Annotated in this window: 21 protein-coding genes; 7 read left to right on the top strand and 14 right to left on the bottom strand. The window is 67.8% G+C overall.

Going from position 1 to position 21,646, the window contains the following annotated elements:
* Positions 1-5: 5 nt before the first annotated feature.
* Together D8I30_RS10690 and D8I30_RS10685 are read right to left on the bottom strand one after the other, a co-directional pair.
* The gene (locus tag D8I30_RS10690) at positions 6-1,457 is read right to left on the bottom strand and encodes an ATP-binding protein (protein WP_121482728.1); all 1,452 of its coding nucleotides are present in this window, start codon (positions 1,455-1,457) and stop codon (positions 6-8) included.
* 52 nt (positions 1,458-1,509) lie between these two features.
* On the bottom strand, positions 1,510-3,429 hold the full coding sequence (locus D8I30_RS10685; RefSeq protein ID WP_162938862.1) for a sigma-70 family RNA polymerase sigma factor: 1,920 nt from the start codon (positions 3,427-3,429) through the stop codon (positions 1,510-1,512).
* Positions 3,430-3,687: 258 nt separating this feature from the next.
* Between D8I30_RS10685 and D8I30_RS10680 the strand changes: the two genes are divergently transcribed.
* Both D8I30_RS10680 and D8I30_RS10675 read left to right on the top strand, forming a co-directional pair.
* Positions 3,688-4,041, top strand: coding sequence for a hypothetical protein (locus tag D8I30_RS10680; RefSeq protein WP_121482726.1), 354 nt, complete (start codon positions 3,688-3,690; stop codon positions 4,039-4,041).
* Between the two features lie 109 nt (positions 4,042-4,150).
* Positions 4,151-4,432, top strand: coding sequence for a helix-turn-helix transcriptional regulator (locus tag D8I30_RS10675; protein ID WP_121482725.1), 282 nt, complete (start codon positions 4,151-4,153; stop codon positions 4,430-4,432).
* Here the strand turns inward: D8I30_RS10675 and D8I30_RS10670 are convergent.
* The 8 genes from D8I30_RS10670 to guaB all read right to left on the bottom strand — a co-directional run bounded on the left by D8I30_RS10670 (position 4,429) and on the right by guaB (position 13,272).
* A complete protein-coding gene (locus D8I30_RS10670; protein ID WP_121482724.1) occupies positions 4,429-5,439 on the bottom strand; it encodes a nucleotidyl transferase AbiEii/AbiGii toxin family protein in 1,011 nt (336 codons plus the stop codon). The two genes, D8I30_RS10675 and D8I30_RS10670, sit on opposite strands and share 4 nt — an antisense overlap.
* Complete coding sequence (locus D8I30_RS10665; RefSeq protein ID WP_121482723.1) at positions 5,432-6,025, bottom strand: DUF6088 family protein; 594 nt, start codon at positions 6,023-6,025, stop codon at positions 5,432-5,434. The genes D8I30_RS10670 and D8I30_RS10665 overlap by 8 nt, the downstream gene beginning before the upstream one ends.
* 47 nt (positions 6,026-6,072) lie before the next feature.
* On the bottom strand, positions 6,073-7,332 hold the full coding sequence (locus tag D8I30_RS10660; RefSeq protein ID WP_121482722.1) for a tyrosine-type recombinase/integrase: 1,260 nt from the start codon (positions 7,330-7,332) through the stop codon (positions 6,073-6,075).
* A gap of 289 nt (positions 7,333-7,621) precedes the next feature.
* A complete protein-coding gene (gene guaA, locus D8I30_RS10655; protein ID WP_121482721.1) occupies positions 7,622-9,184 on the bottom strand; it encodes a glutamine-hydrolyzing GMP synthase in 1,563 nt (520 codons plus the stop codon).
* The gene (locus D8I30_RS10650; RefSeq protein WP_121482720.1) at positions 9,181-9,876 is read right to left on the bottom strand and encodes a 5'-methylthioadenosine/S-adenosylhomocysteine nucleosidase; all 696 of its coding nucleotides are present in this window, start codon (positions 9,874-9,876) and stop codon (positions 9,181-9,183) included. Before D8I30_RS10650 ends, guaA begins: the two co-directional genes overlap by 4 nt.
* Positions 9,873-11,168, bottom strand: a complete 1,296-nt coding sequence (locus D8I30_RS10645; protein ID WP_121482719.1) for an RsmB/NOP family class I SAM-dependent RNA methyltransferase — start codon at positions 11,166-11,168, stop codon at positions 9,873-9,875. Before D8I30_RS10645 ends, D8I30_RS10650 begins: the two co-directional genes overlap by 4 nt.
* A gap of 1 nt (position 11,169) precedes the next feature.
* Entirely contained in the window at positions 11,170-11,568 is a 399-nt protein-coding gene (locus D8I30_RS10640; protein WP_121482718.1) for an MAPEG family protein, read from the bottom strand.
* A gap of 243 nt (positions 11,569-11,811) precedes the next feature.
* Entirely contained in the window at positions 11,812-13,272 is a 1,461-nt protein-coding gene (gene guaB / locus D8I30_RS10635; RefSeq protein WP_121482717.1) for an IMP dehydrogenase, read from the bottom strand.
* Positions 13,273-13,401: 129 nt separating this feature from the next.
* Here guaB and D8I30_RS10630 point away from each other — a divergent pair, with 129 nt between their 5' ends.
* Positions 13,402-13,959 (top strand): DUF2061 domain-containing protein, encoded by a 558-nt coding sequence (locus D8I30_RS10630; RefSeq protein WP_121482716.1) that lies wholly within the window; start codon positions 13,402-13,404, stop codon positions 13,957-13,959.
* 163 nt (positions 13,960-14,122) lie between these two features.
* Here the strand turns inward: D8I30_RS10630 and D8I30_RS10625 are convergent, their stop codons facing one another.
* Positions 14,123-14,845, bottom strand: a complete 723-nt coding sequence (locus D8I30_RS10625) for an RlmE family RNA methyltransferase (RefSeq protein ID WP_121482715.1) — start codon at positions 14,843-14,845, stop codon at positions 14,123-14,125.
* An 80-nt stretch (positions 14,846-14,925) separates the two neighbouring features.
* Here D8I30_RS10625 and D8I30_RS10620 point away from each other — a divergent pair, with 80 nt between their 5' ends.
* Positions 14,926-15,390, top strand: coding sequence for a peptidylprolyl isomerase (locus D8I30_RS10620; protein WP_121482714.1), 465 nt, complete (start codon positions 14,926-14,928; stop codon positions 15,388-15,390).
* A 137-nt stretch (positions 15,391-15,527) separates the two neighbouring features.
* Here D8I30_RS10620 and D8I30_RS10615 read toward each other — a convergent pair whose 3' ends face one another.
* The 3 genes from D8I30_RS10615 to D8I30_RS10605 form a co-directional block, all read right to left on the bottom strand.
* Positions 15,528-16,079 carry a hypothetical protein gene (locus tag D8I30_RS10615; RefSeq protein ID WP_121482713.1) on the bottom strand — a complete coding sequence of 184 codons (552 nt, stop codon included), beginning with the start codon at positions 16,077-16,079 and terminating at the stop codon, positions 15,528-15,530.
* Positions 16,080-16,661: a methyltransferase family protein gene (locus D8I30_RS10610; protein ID WP_240387218.1), complete on the bottom strand. Its 582-nt coding sequence runs from the start codon at positions 16,659-16,661 to the stop codon at positions 16,080-16,082. It abuts the gene before it with no gap.
* Between the two features lie 139 nt (positions 16,662-16,800).
* Positions 16,801-17,763: a M20/M25/M40 family metallo-hydrolase gene (locus D8I30_RS10605; RefSeq protein ID WP_121482711.1), complete on the bottom strand. Its 963-nt coding sequence runs from the start codon at positions 17,761-17,763 to the stop codon at positions 16,801-16,803.
* A 246-nt stretch (positions 17,764-18,009) separates the two neighbouring features.
* Here D8I30_RS10605 and ligA point away from each other — a divergent pair, with 246 nt between their 5' ends.
* The 3 genes from ligA (at position 18,010) to D8I30_RS10590 (ending at position 21,645) form a co-directional block, all read left to right on the top strand.
* Positions 18,010-20,334: an NAD-dependent DNA ligase LigA gene (gene ligA, locus D8I30_RS10600; protein ID WP_121482710.1), complete on the top strand. Its 2,325-nt coding sequence runs from the start codon at positions 18,010-18,012 to the stop codon at positions 20,332-20,334.
* Between the two features lie 216 nt (positions 20,335-20,550).
* A complete protein-coding gene (locus tag D8I30_RS10595) occupies positions 20,551-21,153 on the top strand; it encodes a 3'-5' exonuclease (protein WP_121482709.1) in 603 nt (200 codons plus the stop codon).
* Positions 21,154-21,222: 69 nt separating this feature from the next.
* On the top strand, positions 21,223-21,645 hold the full coding sequence (locus tag D8I30_RS10590) for a DUF2147 domain-containing protein (RefSeq protein WP_121482708.1): 423 nt from the start codon (positions 21,223-21,225) through the stop codon (positions 21,643-21,645).
* Position 21,646 lies beyond the last annotated feature (1 nt).

The raw sequence follows: 21,646 nt of genomic DNA, 5'->3' as shown, positions 1-21,646 counted from the left end.
GGCGTCTACTCCGAAGGTGTGGGGACGAGGGTGTCGATAAGGTCGGGCCAGGCGTCAAAGGGTTCGCTGGACCGGAGTTTGTTGCGCGCCTGTTCGATGCTGTAGCCCTTGCGGCTGACGAGGTTCCTGAAGACGGTCTCCAGCATCCTGCGCTCGGCCTCGGTCGGCGGGCCGTCAGGCGCGGCCTTCGGCGTGTCCTTCGCCTCGGCCGTATCCAGCCAGATCTGCTGGACCGGCACGGTCGCCTCGATGACCGCCAGCATGGCCTCGATATCGGCCTTGAGCGGTCCGGCGTGTTCAAGCACGGCGGCGACTGCCGGGTGGTCCGCGTCGATCCGGTAGCGAACGCCCCCGGTCAGTCGATCCGCGCGCCAGGCCTGGACGACCGGACTGCGGGCGCCGGTCGCCTGGGGCTTGCCGCGGAAGGCGAACACCTTGCGGGCCCGGTCGCGCACGTCCTCGGCGAAGACGGACAGCCGCATCCGCGCCTCAACCGGAGGGCGGGCGGTGGATTTGCGGATATCGATCTTCCAGTCCGCGTCCGCGCTGTTGGGCAGGTCCAGACGGATGCGGGCGAGACGGAAGGGCTCATCCTTGGTCCAGCCGCGGCCCTTGCCGAGGCCCAGCCAGTGGCCGGCCACAAGCAGGCGCTCGTTGCGATAGACGTAGAAGCCCTGCTGGGCCGTCCAGCCGTCCGGACCGGCGGCGCTGTCGCGCGTCTTCGCATCCAGCCGGTCGCGATGCGGCAGGACGAAGCCCTCGACGCTAACCGGGCTGCCGTTGACGAGGAAGGTGTCGGTCCCCGAGCGCCAGGTGTCGGAGCGGTGCTCGAGGAAGGGATTCCAGGCGGCGATCGCCCTCCCGTTGATCCTGATCGTCAGGCGTCGCTTCTCGATGAAGCGGTGGAAGACCATGGCGAGGTGCTGCTCGATCCGGTCGATAAGGTCGAGGAAGTCCTGTTCACGGACGCCGGACGGCACGATGCGATCCATCAGTTCCCAAAGCACCAGGGTTCCCGAGGGCAAGGCCTCAAGCGCAGCGAGCCTCTCCTGCGAGCCCTCCGCCGCACCTTCGAGAAGGGCCCATGCGCCCGCCGGATCGTCGCGCAGGACGTCCAGATCCCAGTGAAGGGCGAGCACCTCGCCTCCCTCCTGGCGTGACGCCACGGTGAGTCGCCGGGCCTGGGAGAAGGAAGCGGTTTTCAGGCCGAGACCGAAACGTCCGAGGTCTTCCGCGTTCCGATCCTCGAGCGGGCTGCGCTCGCCCAGCCGCATGGCCCTGTCGAGGGCTTGCTCGTCCATGCCCCGACCATTGTCCAGGATGGTGATGAAGCTGTCCTCGCCGCTCCAGACGAAGTCGAGGTCCACCGCCGAGGCGCCGGCGGCGATGCTGTTGTCGATGATATCCGCGATCGCGGTGGCCGGCGAATATCCGAGCCCGCGCAGGGCCTCGACCATGGCGCTGGCGCGCGGAGGGGCGCTTCGCGAGCGACGGCCATGTCGAAAAGCATCATGCATCAAGGAAGCTCCTGAGCAGGCGGCTGCGGTTGGGATGTTGAAGTCGGCGAAGCGCCTTGAGCTCGATCTGGCGGATGCGCTCACGGGTGACGTCGAACTTCTGGCCCACCTCCTCCAGTGTGTGATCGGAAGCCAGCCCGATCCCGAAGCGCATCCTGAGCACCCGCTCTTCACGCGGATGGAGGCCGGACAGAAGCCGGGCCATGGTCTTCCGAAGGTCGGCGACGGCCTGCGCCTCGAACGGCGAAACCACGTCCGGATCCTCGATCGCGGTCGCGTCCGGGCAATCCTCCAGGGATGCCGCGTCGGACTTGATCCTCAGGATCCTTCGGACCTTGTCCGGCTGCATCTGCAGCTTTCTCGCCAGATCTTCCGCTGTGACGCCCCCGGGGTGGCCGTCAGCCTCCATCTCGATCACGGCGCGTTCGATCTGCCGGATGTTGTCCACCATATGGACCGGGACCCGGATGATCCGCGCCTGGTCGGCGGCCGCGCGCGAAATGGCCTGCCGGATCCACCAGACGGCATAGGTGGAGAAGCGGTTGCCTCGCGCCGGATCGAAACGATCGATCGCCTTCAGCAAACCGATGTTGCCTTCCTGGACGAGGTCCATCAGCGGCAGGCCATGGCGACGATAGCGCCATGCCTGCCAGGGCACGAGTTTCAGACTGGCGCCGGCGATCCGATCACGCGCCTGCCCATAACGGAATAGAGCCTTGCGCACGGGACCGATGGTCTCGCTGATCTTTCCGACGGTGTCGCTCTCGAGCAGACGGGCCAGAGCGGCGTAGGGAGGACCGACAGCCTCGGTTCCTTCCATGGTGGACTGATCCAGGAACCGGCGAAGGTCGGTCTGGTCGGCCGCGCCGGTCGTTTCCCGATCATCCTCGCCTTCGTCGTCAACGTCCTCATCGACATCGGCGCGGCCTTCGCCGGCCTCCTGCGCCTCCAGCCATTCCAGAAGAACTTCGCGGCCCGCCTTCAGCGCCTGCATCAGGGCCCGGCGGGCGTCCCCGAGGGTCCGGAACAGCCTTTCCTCCTCATCGCGACCGAAGGCCGCGATGCCGTCGGTCATCGTTCTGTAGATGTCGAAGGGCTCGACATTGTCCTCGATCAGGTTCGCCAGAAGATCGAGTGCATCCTGGACCTCGTCCGGCCCGGCCCTGTCACTCCGTACAGGCGGCGGCACGGCCTTGTTCCAGAAACCGGCCGGCTCGACCTCAACGCCTGCGGCGTCAAGGACATTGCGGACAAGGCGCAACTGCTCGGCGCCGGTTCCCGGAAGCATGCGCTCCAGCCAGGTTTCGCAGATGCGTCCGGTCGCCAGGGCCGTCGTGAACAGGGCCGCAACGCCGCGCGGCAGAACCGCGTCCGGGCGTCCCGGGCGTTTGCCGAGCGGAATGGAGATATCGGCCATAGCCCAGGCGTCTTCAGTCCGCGCCACGCGGTGTCGCGAAATGCGGTCCTGGACGGCAGCCACCCTCGTTGTCAGGGACAGGTCGGAAGCAGGCGTCGAGACGTCCTCTTCGGCCAGCCAGCCGCCGGTATCCTCTTCTTCTCCGGGCGCTTCCTCATTGACCGGAGCGGCCGCCTCCGGGGCGATCTTCAGTTCCCTGGCCGGCCGCAGGGCCGCTGCGAGGGCCAGATGGCCTTCCGCTTCAGCCATGTCGGCCGCCGTCCTGCCGTCAGGACCCGAAAGGGCCGCCTCGGCTCCCTCGGAAAGAAGGAGCAGGCAGATCTCATGGCGGCCGGCCGCCGCAGCCAGCATGAGGGGCGTACGCCCCCGGTCATCGCAGCCGTTCACTGGCGCCCCGCGCCGGATATGCAACAACACCGACGCCTCGACGCCCTTCAGGACAGCCATCCTGAACAACGGCGACAAGCTCGCCTTTCGCTCCAGCACGTCCGTCACGGCCGCCCCGCCGTCACGGCGCAGTCTTCCTGCAGAGAACCCAACCCCAACCTCATAGCCACACGACCCGATTAGGCCGCGCACCTTTAACGTGCAGCAAATATCGATACCGACGGTCTATAAAGCCAAATTACGACAGTTTCGGTCGCCTTTCGTTTCCTGCAGACCCTGACAGCCACTACAGCGCATGCGGGGTGACGTCGTCCATCGACTCGCGGTTATCCTCAGGAAGAAAAAGACAAAAAGGTCACAAACGGCATGTCTTCCAGCATTCACTTCATCTGCAGGGCAAGTGCAGGGATCCGCTGCCTGGACCCGAAGGCCGGCGTCTATGAGAGCGAAGCCTGGCTTCTTGCGCCTGAGGAAATCGGCGCTCTGGAAGACGGCGAGGTTTTCTTCCACGAGACCAAGGGGCAGCCCTCGTACTTCGGCGGATCAATTCTTGGCATTCGCCCCGTCGATGACAGCGTCGCCGGGAGCGACGCCAGGAGGCGTTGCGTCATCACCCTGCGCTCGACAACTGCCGGTCGTAACGTCAGATGGAATCCCGGGGGCAAGGTCCACGGCATGGCATGGACCAGCGGCGTCGTTCAAAGGGCTCCCGCCGGGTGACTCCGGCCCGCCTTCTCCGCCGCCCGCAGGATCGCGGTCGCAAGCTGGCGGCTTGTCTGGACGCGGGCCTTCGCCTTCGATTCCCCGGCAGTTATAAGGGAGCAAGGTGATGACCCGGTCCGACCCTCCGCTGATGCGGTCGATCAGAAAGGCGCAGTTGCTTCAGATGGTGCCCCTGGCGGACAGCACCATCTGGGAAATGGAACAGCGCGGCGAGTTTCCGAAACGCTTCCTCCTGACCCCGCGATGCGTCGTCTGGGATCTGGCGGAGGTCGAAGCCTGGCTGGCCTTCCGGCGCAAGCATCCGATCACGCCGGCCAAGGGGCCGGACGTGCGCCTTCGGCGTTCGCGACCTGTGGCGCACGGCCGATCCGAACAACGCCCTTTCTAGGCTGCAGCGTTGATCCGTTCGCCCAGTTCGGCGCAAGTCGCCATCAGCTCCTCGAACGTCGGTGCATCGCGCTCCAGGAGGCCGTCCTCGAGCATGCGCCTGTAGTCGTCCGCCAACTCGGCCTGGACGGCCGCTTCCGGCACGAGCCGCAGGCCGCCGCCGACCGCGCGATGATAATCGATCGCCGCGCCGTTCGCCTTCTCGCGAAAAAAGTGGGATTTGTGCCGGGCGACCGCGTCCGCCAACGCCCGGTCGGCTGCCGCGAGATCGGCCACCCCTGCAGCATCCAGCCTCGCGAGATCGTACCAGTGGCGGGAAAATCGCTCGCCTCGCATCCGGCCCTGTTCGCAGTAGACGTGAGCGGCCGTGGCCTTTTCCCAGAAGGTCCGCTCGGCCTTCATGACGCGGGGGCGCGCGGTCGGGAAGACAAGGCCGGGCAAGACCGCTGCGGCGTCGCAAATGACGTATCGCGTTTCGGCTGGCTCTCCCGTTGCGCGTGCGCCGAACTCCAGGAGCACCGAGGGCGGCGCATAGCCCGTTCCCTGGGCCAGAGGTCCGTAGGCGACGGTCAGCTTGTCGCCGTCCTCGATCAAATCAGCTTGCAGACCTTCGCCCGCCAGCGCGGCCTTGACGTAGGGACACATAGTGCTGGACACCCAGGACGGCAGGCGCTCCCGCACGATCCGGCTCCACCGCCTTGCCTCGGCCAAGGCAGCCGGCAGCCCATCGCCCTGCGGATCCGCGAGGTCCGGCGCGAGGGTGCGGATGTCATACGTCAGGTCGAGGTCTTCGGAGAAGCGGTCGATCAGGCCGTAAGCCTTCGAGAGGGACGTTCCACCCTTGAAGACCAGGTGTTCCCCAAAGGGCGCACGGAACAGGACGTCGAGAAGCCAGACGACCCAGACATCCTTCTCCAGCAGATGAACAGGCCGTCCCGTCGCCGCGGCGGCGACCTGGAGCGCCTCGCGCCGGTCGGCGTCATCCAGGTCGAGAAAGGCTTCAGCCATGCGCCGCCAGGCTCACCGAGCGGGCGAGCCAGGTCGGCAGGCGTGCGCCCACCCCGACCAGTTCCTCGAACGCGCTCCGGGGCAAGCGCTGGCGAAGCGCCTTGAGGGCGCTTCCCGCCTGCTCCGGGCCAAGCCACACCAGGGCGCGGACCGCCTCGCCGGCAGCGCTGTGGGGCAGGACGAGCTGCCAGGGCGGGGCATGCCGCAGTTCAACCGATTGCTTGCCGAGCTGCAGCCTGCGGCTTCGGCCGCTGGTCAGATAGACCTGGCGAACAGGCGTCTGGGTGGTGAGGCCCAGTTGATTGGCTGCGGCCGCGCCGCTGCGCACGACCGTCTCGCCGCCCAGGGCCGAGAGGCGCTCGACAACGCTTTCGATGGTCGGCGGGCGCTCGCCATAGCGGCCCTGGACCGGCAAAACATAGAGCCCCCGCCCGGCCCGCAAGAGGCGTCCGCGCTTGACGAGCCGTGACAGCGCTTGATCCACGGCGGAGCGCTCGCCCAGGTGCAGCAGGCCTTTCGCGGCCAGGGGCTGGCCTTCCGGCAAGGTCGCGGCGTGCGCGAGGATGTGTTCCGCGAGGGTCTGCATCAGTTTGCTCCTGTCAGAAATATAGCTCATTTTCTGACACATTCAAGTTATGGCTCGAAAGCTGAACTGAAGCGCGGCGCGCTGGTCTCGCACGGCGTCAGTATGGGCGAGAACGACCGGCCCGCCTCCCAGGCCTCGAGCGCGTCGGACCACTGCTGCGCCATATGGCGGCGCTGCATCTCGAACTCAGCCTTGTTGTAGACCCCGCGTGACGATCGCTCCTCATGGGCCAGGCATTTCTCGATCCAGTCCGAGTTGAAGCCCATCTCATGCAGCAGGGTTGATGCCGTCCGCCGCAGGTCGTGAACGGTGAACGGCTCGAGCGGCAGGTCGTGTTCACGAGCACGCTCGGCGATGGCCATGGTCACCCGGTTGAAGGTCGCCCGCGACATGGGCGCGTCGGCGTCATAGCGGGACGGCAGGATGTAGCGGGAGTTCCCGGAGCAGGTCTTCAGGGCGACCAGGATGTCGAGCATCTGGGTCGACAGATAGACGTTGTGAGGGCGTGACCGTTTCATCCGCTCCTTCGGGATGGACCAGACCGCGTTCTCGAAATCCACCTCGTCCCAGGTCCCGTCCTGCAGCTCGCTCTTGCGGACCATGCTCAGCAGGATGAACTTCAGACCCAGACGGATCGTCGGAAGGGTCGCGACCTCCCCCAGCAGCCCGAGCATGATCCGGATCTCGGACGGCGACAGCGAACGGTCACGAGGCCGGAAGCGCGCGATCGCCGCGGGCGCCACCCCGTCTGCCGGATTGTCGATCTTCTCGCCGTGGAGGATGGCCCAGGCGTAGATCTGTTTGACGATGTCCCGGACGTGGATGGCCGTGGCGGGAGCGCCCCGATCCACGATCGACTTGCAGTGAGCGCGAAGGTCGTCCGGCGTGATCTCGGTCAGCAGCCGGTTGCGCCATTGCGGCAGGACCTCCCGGTTGAAGATGGACCGCCGCATGTTGCGCGTGCTGTCCGCCATGGGCGCGTCGTCCATCCACTTCTGCGCCACATGGGCGAAGTCGCGGGCCTCCCTGAGCCGTCTTTTGGCGCGCTGCTTTTCCAGAGCCGGAGACACGCCTTTGGCGATCATCCGCTTGGCTTCGATGAGCTTCTCCCGGGCCCTGGCAAGCGACAGGCCGTTCAGCCCGTAGGACCCGAAAGTAACCGTCTCGCGCCGCCCGTTGAAGCGGTAGTCGTACTTGAACGCGATGCCTCCTGACGGTGTTACGAGCACGTACAATCCATCCCTGTCGGTCTTTTTGTACGCTTTTGATTTTCCTCGCGTATTCCTCAGTTCTGCGTCGGTAAGCATGCCACTTCCCCTCCAAAAGACCGTCAGGCGTTTTCGGGGTCTCTAGCGGTAGTTTTTCCCAAACAATTCAAAAGCTTGTTGAGAAAAAAGACCGTCAGGACGCCCTGGACCCGGTGACGGTATGGAGCAGAGTCAGCGGAGGCAACGGCTGCGAGACCGTCCGGCAAGCCGTCATCACAAAAGAGAGACCCTCCGAAAGGCTTCGAAGGGTCTCGTCAGAATTCACTTTTACGTCAGTGACTTATCGACAGCTTCTCAAGTGATCTCGAAAGGCTCCGAAAGGCCTGAATTATTCCCACTCAATCGTCCCCGGCGGCTTGGAGGTCACGTCATAGACGACGCGATTGACGCCGCGGACCTCATTGATGATGCGCGTGGCGGTCTTGGCCAGGACGTCCCAGGGGAACGGGTAGAAGTCGGCCGTCATGCCGTCGGTCGAGGTGACGGCGCGCAGGGCCAGGACCTTTTCATAGGTCCGGGCGTCGCCCATGACGCCGACCGTCTTGACCGGCAGCAGAACCGCGAAGGCCTGCCAGATGTCGTCGTAGAGGCCCGCCTTGCGGATTTCCTCCAGATAGATGGCGTCCGCGTCCTGCAGGGTGGCGACCGCTTCCGGCGTGATCTCGCCGGGGATGCGGATGGCCAGGCCCGGTCCGGGGAACGGGTGGCGGCCGACGAAGGCCTCGGTCAGGCCCAGTTCGCGGCCCAGCGCCCGCACCTCGTCCTTGAACAGTTCGCGCAGCGGCTCGACCAGCTTCAGCTTCATGAAGTCCGGCAGGCCGCCGACGTTGTGGTGGCTCTTGATCACCTGCGACGGCCCGCCCGAGGCCGAGATGCTTTCGATCACGTCGGGATAGAGGGTGCCCTGGGCCAGGAAGGCGGCGCCTTCGATCTTGGCGGCCTCGCGGTCGAACACCTCGATGAAGACGCGGCCGATGGTCTTGCGCTTGGTCTCAGGGTCCGAAATCCCGGCCAGCTCGCCCAGGAATTCCTTCGACGCATCAACGTGCACCAGCGGGATGTTATAGTGCTCGCGGAACAGTTCCGTGACCTGCTTGGCCTCGTCCTTGCGCAGCAGGCCGGTGTCCACAAACACGCAGGTCAGCTGGTCGCCGATGGCTTCGTGGATCAGCACGGCGGCGACGGAGCTGTCGACCCCGCCCGACAGGCCGCACACCACCTTGGCGTCCCCGACCTGCTCGCGAATCTTGGCGATCTGCTCGTCGCGATAGGCGGCCATGGTCCAGTCGCCCGTCAGGCCGGCGATGCCGTGGGTGAAGTTCTTCAGGATCACGGCGCCGCGCGGGGTGTGCATCACCTCGGGGTGGAACTGCACGCCGTAGATCTTGCGCGCCTCGTCGGCGATGGCGGCGTAGGGCGCGCCTTCCGAGGTGGCGATGACGTGGAAACCGTCGGGAATGGCCGTCACGCGGTCACCGTGGCTCATCCACACCGGCTCGCGGTGATCGACGGCGCCGATGCCGGCGAACAGGGGGCTTTCGCGGGTGATGACGATCTCGGCGCGGCCGAACTCGGCATGGTGGCCGCTCTCGACCTTGCCGCCCAGATCAGCACAGATCAGCTGCTCGCCGTAGCAGATGCCCAGGATCGGCGCGCCGTAGTCGAAGACGGCGTGGTCGACGCGCGGGCTGTCCGCCTCGGTCGTGGAGCTGGGACCGCCCGACAGGATGATGGCCTGCGGCTGCATCGCCGTCAGGGCCTCGCCCGCCTTGTTGTAGGGATGGATCTCGCAATAGACCCCGGCCTCGCGCAGGCGGCGCGCGATCAGCTGCGTCACCTGACTGCCGAAATCGACGATGAGCACCTTCTGGTGTTGGGTCGGCTGGGTCATGAGGTCGAATCCGGGGCGAGCGATTGCGCGAGGGTTTGGCCCTGCAGGGCCGGAATTTCAAGGGCGGACAGGCCTGAGTTGGTCAGCACCTCGATCAGGCCGTCGACGGCCTGGGCCAGGTTCTCGTCCACCAGATGCAGGGTCGAGGTCCAGTCGTGCAGGCCGGTCAGCTCGGCCTTGCCGTCCGACACCCCGCGCAGCGCGACCAGCGGCAGGCCGAAGGTCTGCGCCGCCCGCACCAGGGCCCAGGTCTCCATGTCCACCATCTCGGCGTCGATGGCGTCATAGGCGGCGCCCGAGACGACGTTCCCGCCGGTCGACAGGCGCGCGGTCGGCACGCCGGGGATGGGGCACGGCAGCGGCAGGACGGCGGGCAGGTCCAGAAGCGGCGTCACCCCCTTCGCAAAGCCCAGCGGACTGGCGTCCATGTCGCGATAGGCCACCGACGACGCCTGATAGACCGCCGCATGCTCCAGCGCCCGCGAGCCGCACGAACCCAGCGACAGGATCAGATCCGGCGTCTCCCCCCTCGCCTCCAGCCGCGCCAGGGCGCTGGTCAGGGCGACCGCCCCCTCCACCGGCCCGATGCCGGTCATCAACGGGTCGATGCGGGCGCGCAGATGTTCGCCGTATTCGGCCGGAGCCGCCATGACGGGCAGGACCGTCACCGCGCCGTAGCGCTCCAGCCTCACGCGGCGCGCTCATACAGGGCGACGAAGAAGCCGTCCGTGCCGCTGGCGGCCGGCGACAGGCGCAGGCGATGGCCGTCGGCCAGGGCGGTCAAGCGGTCGCGCCCGGCCTCGGTCAGGTCCGCGCTGTGCGCCGCATCGGCGATGGCGACCGGGCGGAAATCCGGGTGCGCGGCCTCGAAGGCGGCGGCGCTGGCCTCGTTCTCGGCGCTCAGGACCGAGCAGGTGACATAGGCCAGGCGCCCGCCCGGCCGCACCAGCTTGGTCGCCTGGCCCAGGATGCGGACCTGAAGGGCGTGCAGGCGCGCGACCTCTTCGGGCGTCAGGCGCCAGATGTCCTCCGGCCGGCGCCGCCAGGCGCCCGAGCCCGAGCAGGGCGCGTCGACCAGCACCACATCGGCCTGATCGTTCAGGTCCTTGACCCCGCCGCCGTTCGTGCCCAGCAGGCGCAGGTCCGCCTCGACGCCCGCCCGCGCCAGGCGCGGCTTCACATTGTCCAGACGCTTGGCCGAGACGTCGCAGGCGACCAGCGCCCCCTGCCCCTGCATGGCCTGCACCAGACCCAGCGTCTTGCCGCCGCCGCCCGCGCAGTAATCCACCACCGTCGCGCCGGGGAAGGCGCCGGCCAGCCAGCCGACGACCTGGCTGGCCTCGTCCTGAATCTCGAAATGACCGTTCTGGAAGCCCTCCAGCGGCTGCACGTTCGGCGCGGGCTCGGCGTCCAGCCGCAGGCCCCAGGCCGACAGGTCCGTGCGCTGGGGCGACAGGCCCGCGTCGCGCAGTTCGGCCTCGACCTCCTCCATCGTGGCGCGCAGGGCGTTGACCCGCAGGTCGACCGGCGCCCGGGCGCTCAGGGCCTCGACCTCTTCGCGCCAACGGTCGCCGTGGACCGCCTTGAGGTCCGCCGTGACGAAGTCCGGCAGGGCGACCTCGGCCAGGTCGGCCGCGTCCTCGCCCGCGGCCAGACGGCCGCGTTCATGCTTGGACAGGGGGCGCGGGCCATAGCCTTCGCCGTTGTAGAGGCCTTCGATCTCCTCCAGCGTCGCGCCGTCCAGCAGCGACAGGGCGCCGACAATCAGGGCGCGTCCGTCCTGACGCCCGCCCATGAAGGCCGACAGGCGGCCGCGCGCACGCAGCACCTGATAGACGCGCTCGGCGATGGCGCGGCGGTCGCCCGAACCGGCATAGCGGTTCTGCTGGCTCCAGGCCTTGAGCACGGCGTCTGCGGGCTGGCGGCCCTGGGCGATGCTGTCGAGGATGGCGGCGGCGGCGGCCAGGCGGGCGGCTGGGGTCAAATCAGACTCGGATGAAAAGGGCCAGAAGGCACAGCACCAGTCCCGCCAGCGAGACCAGCCACACCAGCGACCGGATATAGGGAACGCCCAGGGCGTAGAGTGGGATATAGGCGACGCGGGCCCAGAAGTAGAGGGCCGCGCCCAATGACGTCAGCGCGCCGGTCCGGTCCGCCGCATGGGCGATCAGCACGGCGCCGATGAACAGCGGCAGGGTCTCGAACAGATTGGCTTGGGCGCGCTGCAGACGGCCGGTCAGCCGGCTCTTGGTTTCGGGCGTCGCGTCCCGAGGACCGGCGTTCCAGTCCAGGCCGAACTCGCGGGTCCGGGCGAAGGCGGGCAACAGAATCTGGACCAGGGCGAGGACCAGCGTCGCCGCCAGATAGGACAGTTCACTGGTCACGCCCGCCTTCCTTTCTCGTCCCTGAAACCCGAACCGAAAGCCCTCCCCCTCGATGGGGGAGGGTTGGGTGGGGGTGCCGGCAAACCATTTCCAGCGAAGTCGCCCGAGACGCCGATACGTCTCCAACGCCTCGCCTTGACCGTCGCGCCCTCACCCCCATCCCTGCCCTTCCCCCATCGAGGGGGAAGGGACTGCTCTTCTCAAAACAAAACCGCTCCCGACCGGGGCCGGGAGCGGATCAGATCAGCCGCGCCGATAGTTGGGCGCTTCGCGCGTGATCATCACATTATGGACGTGGCTTTCGCTCAGGCCCGCATTGGTGATGCGCACGAAGCGGGCGCGCTCCTGGAAGTCGCCGATGGTCCCGCCGCCGACGTAGCCCATGGAGGCACGCAGGCCGCCGACCAACTGGTGGATGACCGGGGCGATCGGCCCCTTGTAGGCGGTCTGGCCCTCGATGCCCTCGGGGACCAGCTTCTCGGACGAGACTTCCTTCTGGAAGTAGCGGTCGGCCGAGCCCGCGCCCATGGCGCCGACCGAGCCCATGCCGCGATACGACTTGTAGGACCGGCCCTGGTACAGGAAGACCTCGCCGGGGCTTTCATCCGTGCCCGCGAACATCGAGCCCATCATGGCGACATTGGCGCCCGCCGCGATGGCCTTGGCCAGATCGCCCGAGAACTTGATGCCGCCGTCAGCGATGATGGAGGCGCCGGTGCCCTTGGCCGCGCGCGCGGCGTCGACGATGGCCGTCAGCTGCGGCACGCCCACGCCCGCCACGATGCGGGTGGTGCAGATGGAGCCCGGCCCGATGCCGACCTTCACCGCATCGGCGCCCGCGTCGATCAGGGCCCGCGTGGCGTCATAGGTGGCCACGTTGCCGGCGATGATCTGGATGCGGTTGTTCTCGCGCTTGATGCGGCGAACCACCTCCGCGACCGAGGCCGAGTGGCCGTGGGCGGTGTCGATCACCACCACGTCCGCGCCGGCTTCGGCCAGCGCCAGGCCACGCTCATAGCCGGCGTCGCCGACGGTCGAGGCGGCGCCCACGCGCAGGCGGCCCTGCTCGTCCTTGGCGGCGTTAGGGAAGGCCTGGGCCTTCTGGATGTCCTTCATGGTGATCAGGCCGACGGCGCGATAGGCGTCGTCCACCACGATGACCCGCTCGATCTTGCGGGTGCGCAGCAGTTCCTGCGCCGCTTCACGACCCGCCGCGCCTTCGCGCAGGGTGATCAGCTCGCCGGTCGTCATCAGCTCGGCGGCCTTGAGGTTCAGGTCCGTCTCGAAGCGCATGTCGCGGTTGGTCAGCATGCCGACCAGCTTGCCGCTCTTGGGATCGACCACCGGGAAGCCGGTGATCTTCTTGCGCTCGACGATCTGCAGCACCTCGCCCAGCGTGGTGTCGGGCGAAACGGTGACCGGGTTCACCACCATGCCGCTTTCATAGCGTTTGACGGCGCGGACCTGCTCGGCCTGCTCCTCGATGGTCATGTTCCGGTGCAACACGCCCAGACCGCCGGCCTGGGCCATGGCGATGGCCAGGCGGCTTTCCGTCACCGTGTCCATGGCCGAGGACAGCAGCGGGATGTTCAGTCTGATTTCGCGCGTCAGCTGCGTCGAGACGTCGACGTCGGCCGGCATGACCTCGGACGGACCGGGTTCAAGCAAAACATCATCGAAGGTGAGGCCTTCGCGTATCTCCATGGGGGAGTCTCCGTTTTGCGGGTCGCCTATAGACCCCCGAGGCGTGGAACCGCAACCCCAAGCCCGCGCTATGGTCGTTATAAGAGGAATTGCCTTGATGGGCGGCGGCTCCCGCCCCACTGTTTGAAAATGGTTCGCATCTTGATCAGCGCCGCGCGACGTCTCGCCCTCAAGATCGCGAGCTACGGGGTCATGCACCTGGTCGTGGCGATCCTGGTGGCCTTCGCCCTGACGCGCGACTGGCGCATCGCCCTGGCGGTGGGGGTGGCCGAACCGATCGTTCAGACCCTTGCCTATTCGATCCACGACCGGGCCTGGCATCGCATCGAGCGCCGCCGGATGCGGTCAGGCTTCGAGGAGGCGGCCGAGGCCGTCACCGCTCGCCTGGAGGTCATGGACGCGCACGAGCAGAATCGCGCCCACCAGGGCCACGGCCACAGCCATGCCCTGCCGCGCGACCTGAAGCAGATCGCGTTGAAGACGATGTCCTACGGCGTCATGCACTTCACCGTGGCGGTGCTGGTCGCCTTCGCCCTGACGCGCGACATCCGCCTGGCCTTGACCATCGGGACCATCGAGCCCCTGGTCCAGACCGCCTTCTTCACCCTGCACGACCGCATCTGGACGCGGATCGAGGCGAGGAAGGCTGCCCGTCGAGCCATCGCGACCGAGGGCGCGTCGGCTTAGGGTGCAACCTGTACCCCTCCACCGCTCATCCCGGCGGACGCCGGGATCCAGTGAGAACCTCAGACGCTCCGACTGAAAAGAATCGTTCTGGCCGCAAGTCGGCGTGTGCGTGGCCAAAGGACTGGATCCCGGCGTCCGCCGGGATGAGCGGCGTAGAGGGGCCCTACCGCTTGTTCAGCGCCACCAGGAAGACCTCGGCGCTGCCCTTGCGGCTCGACTCCGGCTTCACGTATTTCACCGTCTCGAACTCCTCGCGCAGGCGCGTCAGCACCCCGCCGGCGTCGCCGCCCTGGAAGTTCTTCGACACGAAATTCCCGCCCGGCCGCAGGGTGCGGATGGCGAAGTCGGCCGCGATCTCGATCAGGGCGATGATCTTCAGGTGGTCCGTCTGGCGATGGCCGACCGTATTGTGCGCCATGTCCGACAGCACCAGATCCGGCGGGCCGCCGATGGCGTCCAGCATCTGCTGATCCACGCCCGGGTCGGTGAAGTCGGCCTGCAACAGGGTCGCGCCGGGAATCGGCTCGATCATCAGCAGGTCCACGCCCGCCACCGCCGCCGCTCCCCGATCCAGCGCTACCTGCACCCAGCCGCCCGGCGCCGCGCCCAGGTCGATGACCCGCGAGCCGCGCCTGATCAGCCGGTACTTGTCGTCGATCTCCATCAGCTTGAAGGCCGCGCGGCTGCGCCAGCCTTCGGCCCGGGCGCGCTCGGACCACTGGTCCGACAGCTGTCGCTTGATCCAGGCCTGGCTCGACAGGGTCTTCTTGTCCGCCGTCTTGATCTTCTGGCCGACCTTGCGTCCGGCCGCTGTGCCGCCCGTAGGCAGGCGCACCATGCGGCGGCGTTCCTGAGGCTTGTCGGCGGGCTTTTCGTCTTCACTCATGCTTCCCACATAGCCCTGACGACGTTCAGCCGCTATGACCCGCGCACATTTCCGGCTCGCATAACCTCAAGGAGCGCTCGATGGCCGACCAAACCCTGACCTTCACCCTGGACACCGGCGACGGCGCCGAACGCAATGTGGTGATCAAGCTGCGCGACGACTTGGCCCCGAACCACGTCAAGCAGATCACCGACCTGGCCAAGGAAGGCTTCTACGACGGCGTGGTCTTCCACCGCGTGATTCCGGGCTTCATGGCCCAGGGCGGCGACCCGACGGGCACCGGCACCTCGGGTTCGTCCAAGCCGAACCTGAAGCAGGAGTTCTCGAAGGAGCCGCACGTGCGCGGCGTCTGCTCCATGGCCCGCACCTCGGACCCGAACAGCGCCAACTCGCAGTTCTTCATCTGCTTCGACGACGCCCGCTTCCTGGACGGCCAGTACACCGTCTGGGGCGAAGTGATCGAAGGCATGGAACACGTCGACGCCCTGCCGAAGGGCGAGCCGCCCCGCGCTCCGGGCAAGATCGTCAAGGCCACCGTGGCCTGAACATAACTCTCCTCCCCACTCTGTGGGGAGGAGGACCACGTAGTGGTGGAGGGGCTTGCAGCGGCAAGACCAAGCGGCCCCTCCGTCACGGCGCCTTCGGCGCTGCGCCACCTCCCCATGTCATGGGGAGGAGAAGCTCAGTCCCCCGCCCACCAGCGCAGCGACACCCCGTCGAAGGTCCGGTTCCCGACCTTCAGCCGTCCCTTCAGGACCGCGCCCTCGTCGCCCAGGTTGCGGCGCGCATGGGACAGGGCGTCCTGATCCAGCCGCCCCTCGAACGACACCTCGTCCAGCCCGCCCGACAGCGCCGCGAAGCGAACCTCCCGGTCCGTCACGGCATAGGCGGCGGGAATCAGCCGCAGGCGGCGTCGCCGCTCGCCCGCGTCGGTCGCCAGAGGCGGCCCCGTCATATCCTCGAACTCGATCATCACCGGCGCGAACCCCGGCGTGCGGCCGCCCGCCTCCCAGGCGATGAAGTCGGGGACCTGACCCATGAAGACGTGGTGCAGCCGCCAGTTGTCGACCCGCACCTCCCGGGTCGGAAGGTAGTAGCCCGAAATGTCCTCGGGGAGGGCGTGACTGAAGGCCGCCGCGCGCGTCGGCGGCGGCGTTTCCGCCGCACGGTCCGAGCGGCCGCAGGCGGCCACGGCGAGCAGCAGGCCCGCCGCCAAGGCGATCCCCGTCCGCATTTACGGCAGGTGGATCAGGGTCGACAGCCAGCCGAGGTCCTGCAAGCGTTCGACCGATTCGAACAGCGGCACGGCCAGCAGGAAGACCAGGCCGTCGCGTAGGGTGGTCAGGAAGAAGCGCGGCCGAACGTCCAGCGTTTCCACGTCCCGCCATTTGGAGAAATCCGGCCCGAAGCGCGGGGTGCGGGCGCAATAGGCCGCGTAGGCCTCGCCGAAGGCGCCGCTCAGCCAGGCCTCCTCGCGCTTCACCGTGGCGTAGAAGACGGCGACGGTCAGGACCAGGAACATCGTCGCCATGGTCAGGCTGCCGGTCTGGGCGCCGACGCCGAAGGCGCCCATGAAGCTGAAGATATACAGCGGGTTGCGGCTAATCGAATAGGGACCGCGATCGACGATCTCAGCCTTCTTGCGGCCCCCGATGTAGAGGGAGCACCAGGCCCGGCCGACGATGCAGATAACGATCAGGCACAGGCCGACGGCTTCCAGCCCCTCGTGCAGCCCGTCTGAGCCCCAGTTGGGTCGCGTCACGAAGGCCAGCCCCAAAATCACCGCAAGCGCCGCCGCCAGAGCGATCTTGCGCACCCTCTGGACCTTCTGAAGATCAAAACCCTGCACTGCTGACATAACGCTTGTATCCCCCTGTTAGGGGGCCAGCCAAACGCCCCTTGGGCGCGCCGCGCAAGCTCTTTGTTTGCGAGCGACTTTCGCTCGCGAACCCGCGCTACTGGTCCAGCCAGGCGTCCAGCGCGCGGAACCCGGCGATGGCCAATTCGGTCGAGTCCTGGAACACGGCCGGATTGATCTTCTCGAAGTCGTCGGTCGGCCGGTGATAGTCGGGGTGGTAGTTCACGCCGAAATAGAGGAACGGCAGGCCCGCCCGGTGGAAGGCCCCGTGGTCTGACGCCTCGACCCAGTTGTCGGCGCCCTTGTCCTCGGGCGTGTCCTTGCCGAAGGCCAGGGCGACGTTCGCGCGCGCCGGCAGACGCTCCAGCACCGGGCGGAAATACGGGTGTTGATAAGTTCCCGTGACCCACAGCTTGCCGTCGCTGTCCGCCCGCGCCGTCATGTCGAAATTCAGATTCATCGAGATCGACGACAGCGGCATCGGGGGCGCCTCGACGAAGCGTTTGGCGCCCAGCAGCCCCCGCTCCTCGCCGTCCAGGGCGACGATCAGCACGGTGTGCTCCGGCGGGCTCGCCTTCAGCCGCCTGGCCAGCTCCAGCATGGTCGCCACGCCCGAGGCGTTGTCGTCGGCGCCGTTGTAGATCTGGCCGTCGTTGGCCCCGACGTGGTCATAGTGGGCCGTCACCACGATGTATTTGTCGGCCACGCGCGTGCCGGGAATGACGCCGATGATATTGGTCCCGTTGAAGGTTTTCGCGCCCTCGCGCGTACGGCCCTGCATCTCCCACGGCTGCAGTCGTCCCATCGGCGAGGGCTGGACGCCCAGAGCCTCGAGCCGTCCGACGATATACTCGCGCGCCCTGGCGCCGCCCTCTGATCCGGTGTCGCGGCCCTGCATGTCGTCGGCCGACAGGATGCGCAGGTCCTCCATCAGCTGGGCGTAGTCGGCCGAGGCGGCGGCGACGGGCGTTTCCGGCGCGGCCGGGACGCTCGTCGTCTCGCAGGCCGCCAGCGTCAGGGCGGCGGCGATCACGGACAGGCTGGCGAGGACAGGACGCATAGACGGCTCCGGCGAGATGGGACGACGAAACGACGAAAGGCTTCCTCTCCCATCGCCCCTATTGCTTCGTCATCCTCGGGCTTGTCCCGAGGCTGACGAGTGAGGAATGAGGCCAGCGGCCACAACCCTGCTCTCTAGCGGTCCAGGGCCGCCGCGTCAGATTACCTTTCTGTCATGGCGCTTCTGCCACGAAGGCTCCGGGATGATAAGGAACCGTTCCGCCTTGGCCGACTTCCTGCGATTCTCATGTCCGACCTCTTCACGCCCGTCGAAACCCTGACCGAAGCCCAGGCGCGCGAAGAGCTGGATCGCCTGTCGGCCGAGCTGGCGCGCCACGACGCCCTCTACTACGCCGACGCCGCGCCTGAGATTTCCGACGCCGACTATGATGAGCTGAAGCGCCGCGCCCTCGCCATCGAGGCCCGTTTCCCGGCCCTGTCCAGCCCCGTCACCCCGTCCCAGCGCGTCGGCGCCCCCGTTTCCGCCCAGTTCGCCGAGGTCCGCCACGGCGTGCCCATGCTGTCGCTGGACAACGCCTTCGACGAGGGCGAGGTGCGCGACTTCGTGGCCCGCATCGCCCGCTTCCTCAAGCTGCCGGGCGACGAACCCATCGCCTTCGTCGCCGAGCCCAAGATCGACGGCCTGTCGGCCAGCCTGCGCTATGAGAAGGGCCTCCTGGTCCAGGGCGCCACGCGCGGCGACGGCAGGACCGGCGAGGACGTGACCGCCAACCTGCGCACCATCGCCAGCATCCCCCAGACCCTGACCGGCTCCGGCTGGCCCGACGTCATCGAGATCCGGGGCGAGGTCTATGCCCCCAACGACGCCTTCGACGCCTTCAACGCCGCCGCCGAAGCCGAGGGCCGCCGCACCTACGCCAACCCGCGCAACTTCGCCGCCGGGTCGCTGCGCCAGAAGGACCCGAAGATCACGGCCCGGCGCCCCCTGACCTTCTTCGCCTACGCCTGGGGCGAGACCTCGGCGCCATTCGCCGACACCCAGCACGGCGCGCTCGAGGCCTTCCGCAGTTGGGGCTTCCAGGTCAACGAGCGCTCGGTCCGCGTCGAGGGGGCCGAAGGGCTGATCGGCGTCTATCGCGGACTGGAGACCGACCGCAGCGGCCTCGGCTACGACATCGACGGCGTGGTTTACAAGGTCGACCGTCTGGACTGGCAGCAGCGCCTCGGCTTCATCGCCCGAAGCCCGCGTTGGGCCATCGCCCACAAGTTCCCGGCGCAGCAGGCCACGACCGTGCTGGAAGGCATCGACATTCAGGTCGGCCGCACCGGCTCCCTGACCCCCGTCGCCCGCCTGCGCGCCGTCACCGTCGGCGGCGTGGTGGTGCGCAACGCCACCCTGCACAACGAGGACGAGATCGCCCGCAAGGACGTGCGCATCGGCGACACGGTCATCCTGCAACGCGCCGGCGACGTCATCCCACAGATCGTCGGCGTGGTCGAAGGCCTACGTCCCGAAGGCGCCGAACCCTTCCAGTTCCCCCACGTCTGCCCCGTCTGCGGCTCGGAAGCCGTGCGCGAAGGCGACGAGGTCAAGCGCCGCTGCACCGGCGGCCTGATCTGCGACGCCCAGATCGTCGAGCGGTTGAAGCACTTCGTCAGCCGCCGCGCCTTCGACATTGAAGGGCTTGGAGAAAAGCACCTGACCGCCTTCCACGCGCGCGGCTGGATCAAGGAGCCGGCCGACATCTTCCGCCTGGCCCGCGACGAGCAGAAGCTGGCCCTGCTGCGCGCCGAAGACGGCTATGGCGAGGTCAGCGTCGGCAACCTGGTCGCCGGGATCGAGGCGCGGCGGACCATCAGCCTGGACCGTCTGATCTTCGGCCTGGGCGTGCCCGAGATCGGCGAGCAGACCTCGCTGGTCCTGTCGCGCGCCTTCGGCAGCTGGGCCGCCTTCCAGGACGCCTGCATGGCCGCCGCGCAAGGCCTGGCCAGCGACGACTGGAAGGTCCTGGCCGCGACCCACGCCATCTCGCCGCGCGTCCTGACCCTGATGGCCGAGGCTCGCCCGCCCGCCGACGATCCCTGGCCCGAGGCGCCGATGGATCAGAAGATCGCCCTCGCCTTCCCCGGCATGGCGGCCCCCGCGCGCCGCTCGCTGGCGGAGATTTCCAGCGGCTGGACCGACCTGACCCGCTGGGCCCGCGTCGCGCGCGAGGAAGGCCCCTCGGACATCCTGAACCAGATCGCCGGCGTCTCCGGCGTCGGCCCCGTCGCCGCCGAGGCCCTGGCCCACTTCTTCCACGAGCCGCACAACCGCGCCGTCATGGAGGCCCTGCTGGCCGAACTGACGCAGGTCGAGGACGTGGCGGCCCCCACGACCGACAGCCCAGTGGCGGGCAAGACCGTGGTCTTCACCGGCTCGCTGGAGCGCTTCACCCGCGACGAGGCCAAGGCCCGCGCCGAAAGCCTGGGCGCCAAGGTCTCGGGCTCGGTGTCCAAGAAGACCGACTACGTCGTCGCCGGCCCCGGCGCCGGGTCCAAGCTGAAGGACGCCGAGAAACATGGCGTGACCGTCCTGACCGAGGACGAGTGGCTGGCGCTGATCGCTTGAGCACCGGCCGCTTCTTCTCCCTTCCCCCTCGATGGGGGAAGGGCGGGGATGGGGGTGCGGGCGAGACCTCTCCAGTCGGGCGCATGAGACGCTGGCGCCGTCTGGTTTCTTGATAAGAAAACGCCCTGCCTTCACCCCCACCCAACCCTCCCCCATCGAGGGGGAGGGCTTTGTGAACTCAGCAACGCTCACATCATTCAAAGCTAGATTCGCCTGATGCACGCCGTCGCCATCGACTTCGAAACCGCCAACGAGCAGCGCGCCAGCCCCTGCTCCATCGGCCTGGCCTGGATCAACGACGGCGTCATCGAGTCCGTTGAGCACCACTACATCCGCCCGCCCGGGATGCGCTTCGCCGGCTTCAACATCGCCTTCCACGGCATCGGCCCCGAACAAGTGGAGGACGCCGAGGAGTTCCCCGCCGTCCTGGCCGCCATCGCGCCGCGTCTGGAAGGGCGGACGGTCCTGGCCCACAACGCTGCCTTCGACGTCAGCGTGATCCGCAACACCTGCGACCACTACGGCCTGGCCTATCCCGAGTTCGACTACCTGTGCACGGTCAAGCTGGCCCAGATCAGCTGGCCTGACTTCACCTCGCACAAGCTGAACAACGTCTGCGCCGAACTGGGGGTCGCCTTCCGCCACCACGACGCGGCCGAGGACGCCTTCGCCTGCGCCTCCGTGGCGCTGGCGGCGCTGCAACTGCATCAGGCGACCTGCGTCGCCTCCCTGGCCGAGGCCGCGGGAATCAGCCTGGGCCGCCTGAACGCCGTCGGCTACAGCCCGTGCTCCTCGGCTCGGCCGAAGCGGACGCGCTGACGCCCTCGCAAAAGGTCTTGCTTCCGTCGCCAGCCGGGATCAGCGTCAGGCCAAACGGAGGAAACGCCCATGAAGCCCCCGCTGTTTCTCGCCCTTGCGGCAAGCTTGGCCGCCCTTGCTTCTCCCGCCCTGGCCGGCGACCCGACCGGTCTGTGGCAGACCCCGACCAACGGCGGCCAGGTGCGCATCGAGCGCTGCGGCCAGGCCCTGTGCGGGACCTTGGTGACCTCGGATCACATCCGCCGCGATCCCAATGCCCATGATGAGCGGAACAAGGACCAGTCCCTGCGCGGGCGCACCCTGCGCAACCTGCCGATGCTCAGCGGCTTCACCGGCGGCCCGACCGAATGGCGCGGCGGCTCGGTCTATAATCCAGCCGACGGCGGGACCTATCGCGGGACCATCACCCTGACGGACGCCGACACCCTGCGCCTGCGCGGCTGCATCGTCGCCCCCCTGTGCAAGACCCAGACCTGGACGCGAGTGCGCTAGG

The sequence above is a fragment of the Brevundimonas naejangsanensis genome, assembly GCF_003627995.1.
GTDB lineage: Bacteria > Pseudomonadota > Alphaproteobacteria > Caulobacterales > Caulobacteraceae > Brevundimonas > Brevundimonas naejangsanensis_B.
The sequence above is the reverse complement of the archived record's forward strand: the minus strand, read 5'-3'. Positions and strand labels throughout refer to the sequence as shown.

Bases quoted from the DNA above. Each gene is read 5' to 3' on its own strand.
- guaB (WP_121482717.1), bottom strand. From the start codon at position 13,272: ATGGAGATACGCGAAGGCCTCACCTTCGATGATGTTTTGCTTGAACCC.
- D8I30_RS10660 (WP_121482722.1), bottom strand. From the start codon at position 7,332: ATGCTTACCGACGCAGAACTGAGGAATACGCGAGGAAAATCAAAAGCG.
- D8I30_RS10615 (WP_121482713.1), bottom strand. From the start codon at position 16,079: ATGCGGACGGGGATCGCCTTGGCGGCGGGCCTGCTGCTCGCCGTGGCC.
- D8I30_RS10625 (WP_121482715.1), bottom strand. From the start codon at position 14,845: ATGAGTGAAGACGAAAAGCCCGCCGACAAGCCTCAGGAACGCCGCCGC.
- D8I30_RS10595 (WP_121482709.1), top strand. From the start codon at position 20,551: ATGCACGCCGTCGCCATCGACTTCGAAACCGCCAACGAGCAGCGCGCC.
- ligA (WP_121482710.1), top strand. From the start codon at position 18,010: ATGTCCGACCTCTTCACGCCCGTCGAAACCCTGACCGAAGCCCAGGCG.
- D8I30_RS10630 (WP_121482716.1), top strand. From the start codon at position 13,402: ATGGTTCGCATCTTGATCAGCGCCGCGCGACGTCTCGCCCTCAAGATC.
- D8I30_RS10680 (WP_121482726.1), top strand. From the start codon at position 3,688: ATGTCTTCCAGCATTCACTTCATCTGCAGGGCAAGTGCAGGGATCCGC.
- D8I30_RS10665 (WP_121482723.1), bottom strand. From the start codon at position 6,025: ATGCAGACCCTCGCGGAACACATCCTCGCGCACGCCGCGACCTTGCCG.
- guaA (WP_121482721.1), bottom strand. From the start codon at position 9,184: ATGACCCAGCCGACCCAACACCAGAAGGTGCTCATCGTCGATTTCGGC.
- D8I30_RS10690 (WP_121482728.1), bottom strand. From the start codon at position 1,457: ATGGTCGAGGCCCTGCGCGGGCTCGGATATTCGCCGGCCACCGCGATC.
- D8I30_RS10620 (WP_121482714.1), top strand. From the start codon at position 14,926: ATGGCCGACCAAACCCTGACCTTCACCCTGGACACCGGCGACGGCGCC.
- D8I30_RS10675 (WP_121482725.1), top strand. From the start codon at position 4,151: ATGACCCGGTCCGACCCTCCGCTGATGCGGTCGATCAGAAAGGCGCAG.
- D8I30_RS10670 (WP_121482724.1), bottom strand. From the start codon at position 5,439: ATGGCTGAAGCCTTTCTCGACCTGGATGACGCCGACCGGCGCGAGGCG.
- D8I30_RS10605 (WP_121482711.1), bottom strand. From the start codon at position 17,763: ATGCGTCCTGTCCTCGCCAGCCTGTCCGTGATCGCCGCCGCCCTGACG.
- D8I30_RS10590 (WP_121482708.1), top strand. From the start codon at position 21,223: ATGAAGCCCCCGCTGTTTCTCGCCCTTGCGGCAAGCTTGGCCGCCCTT.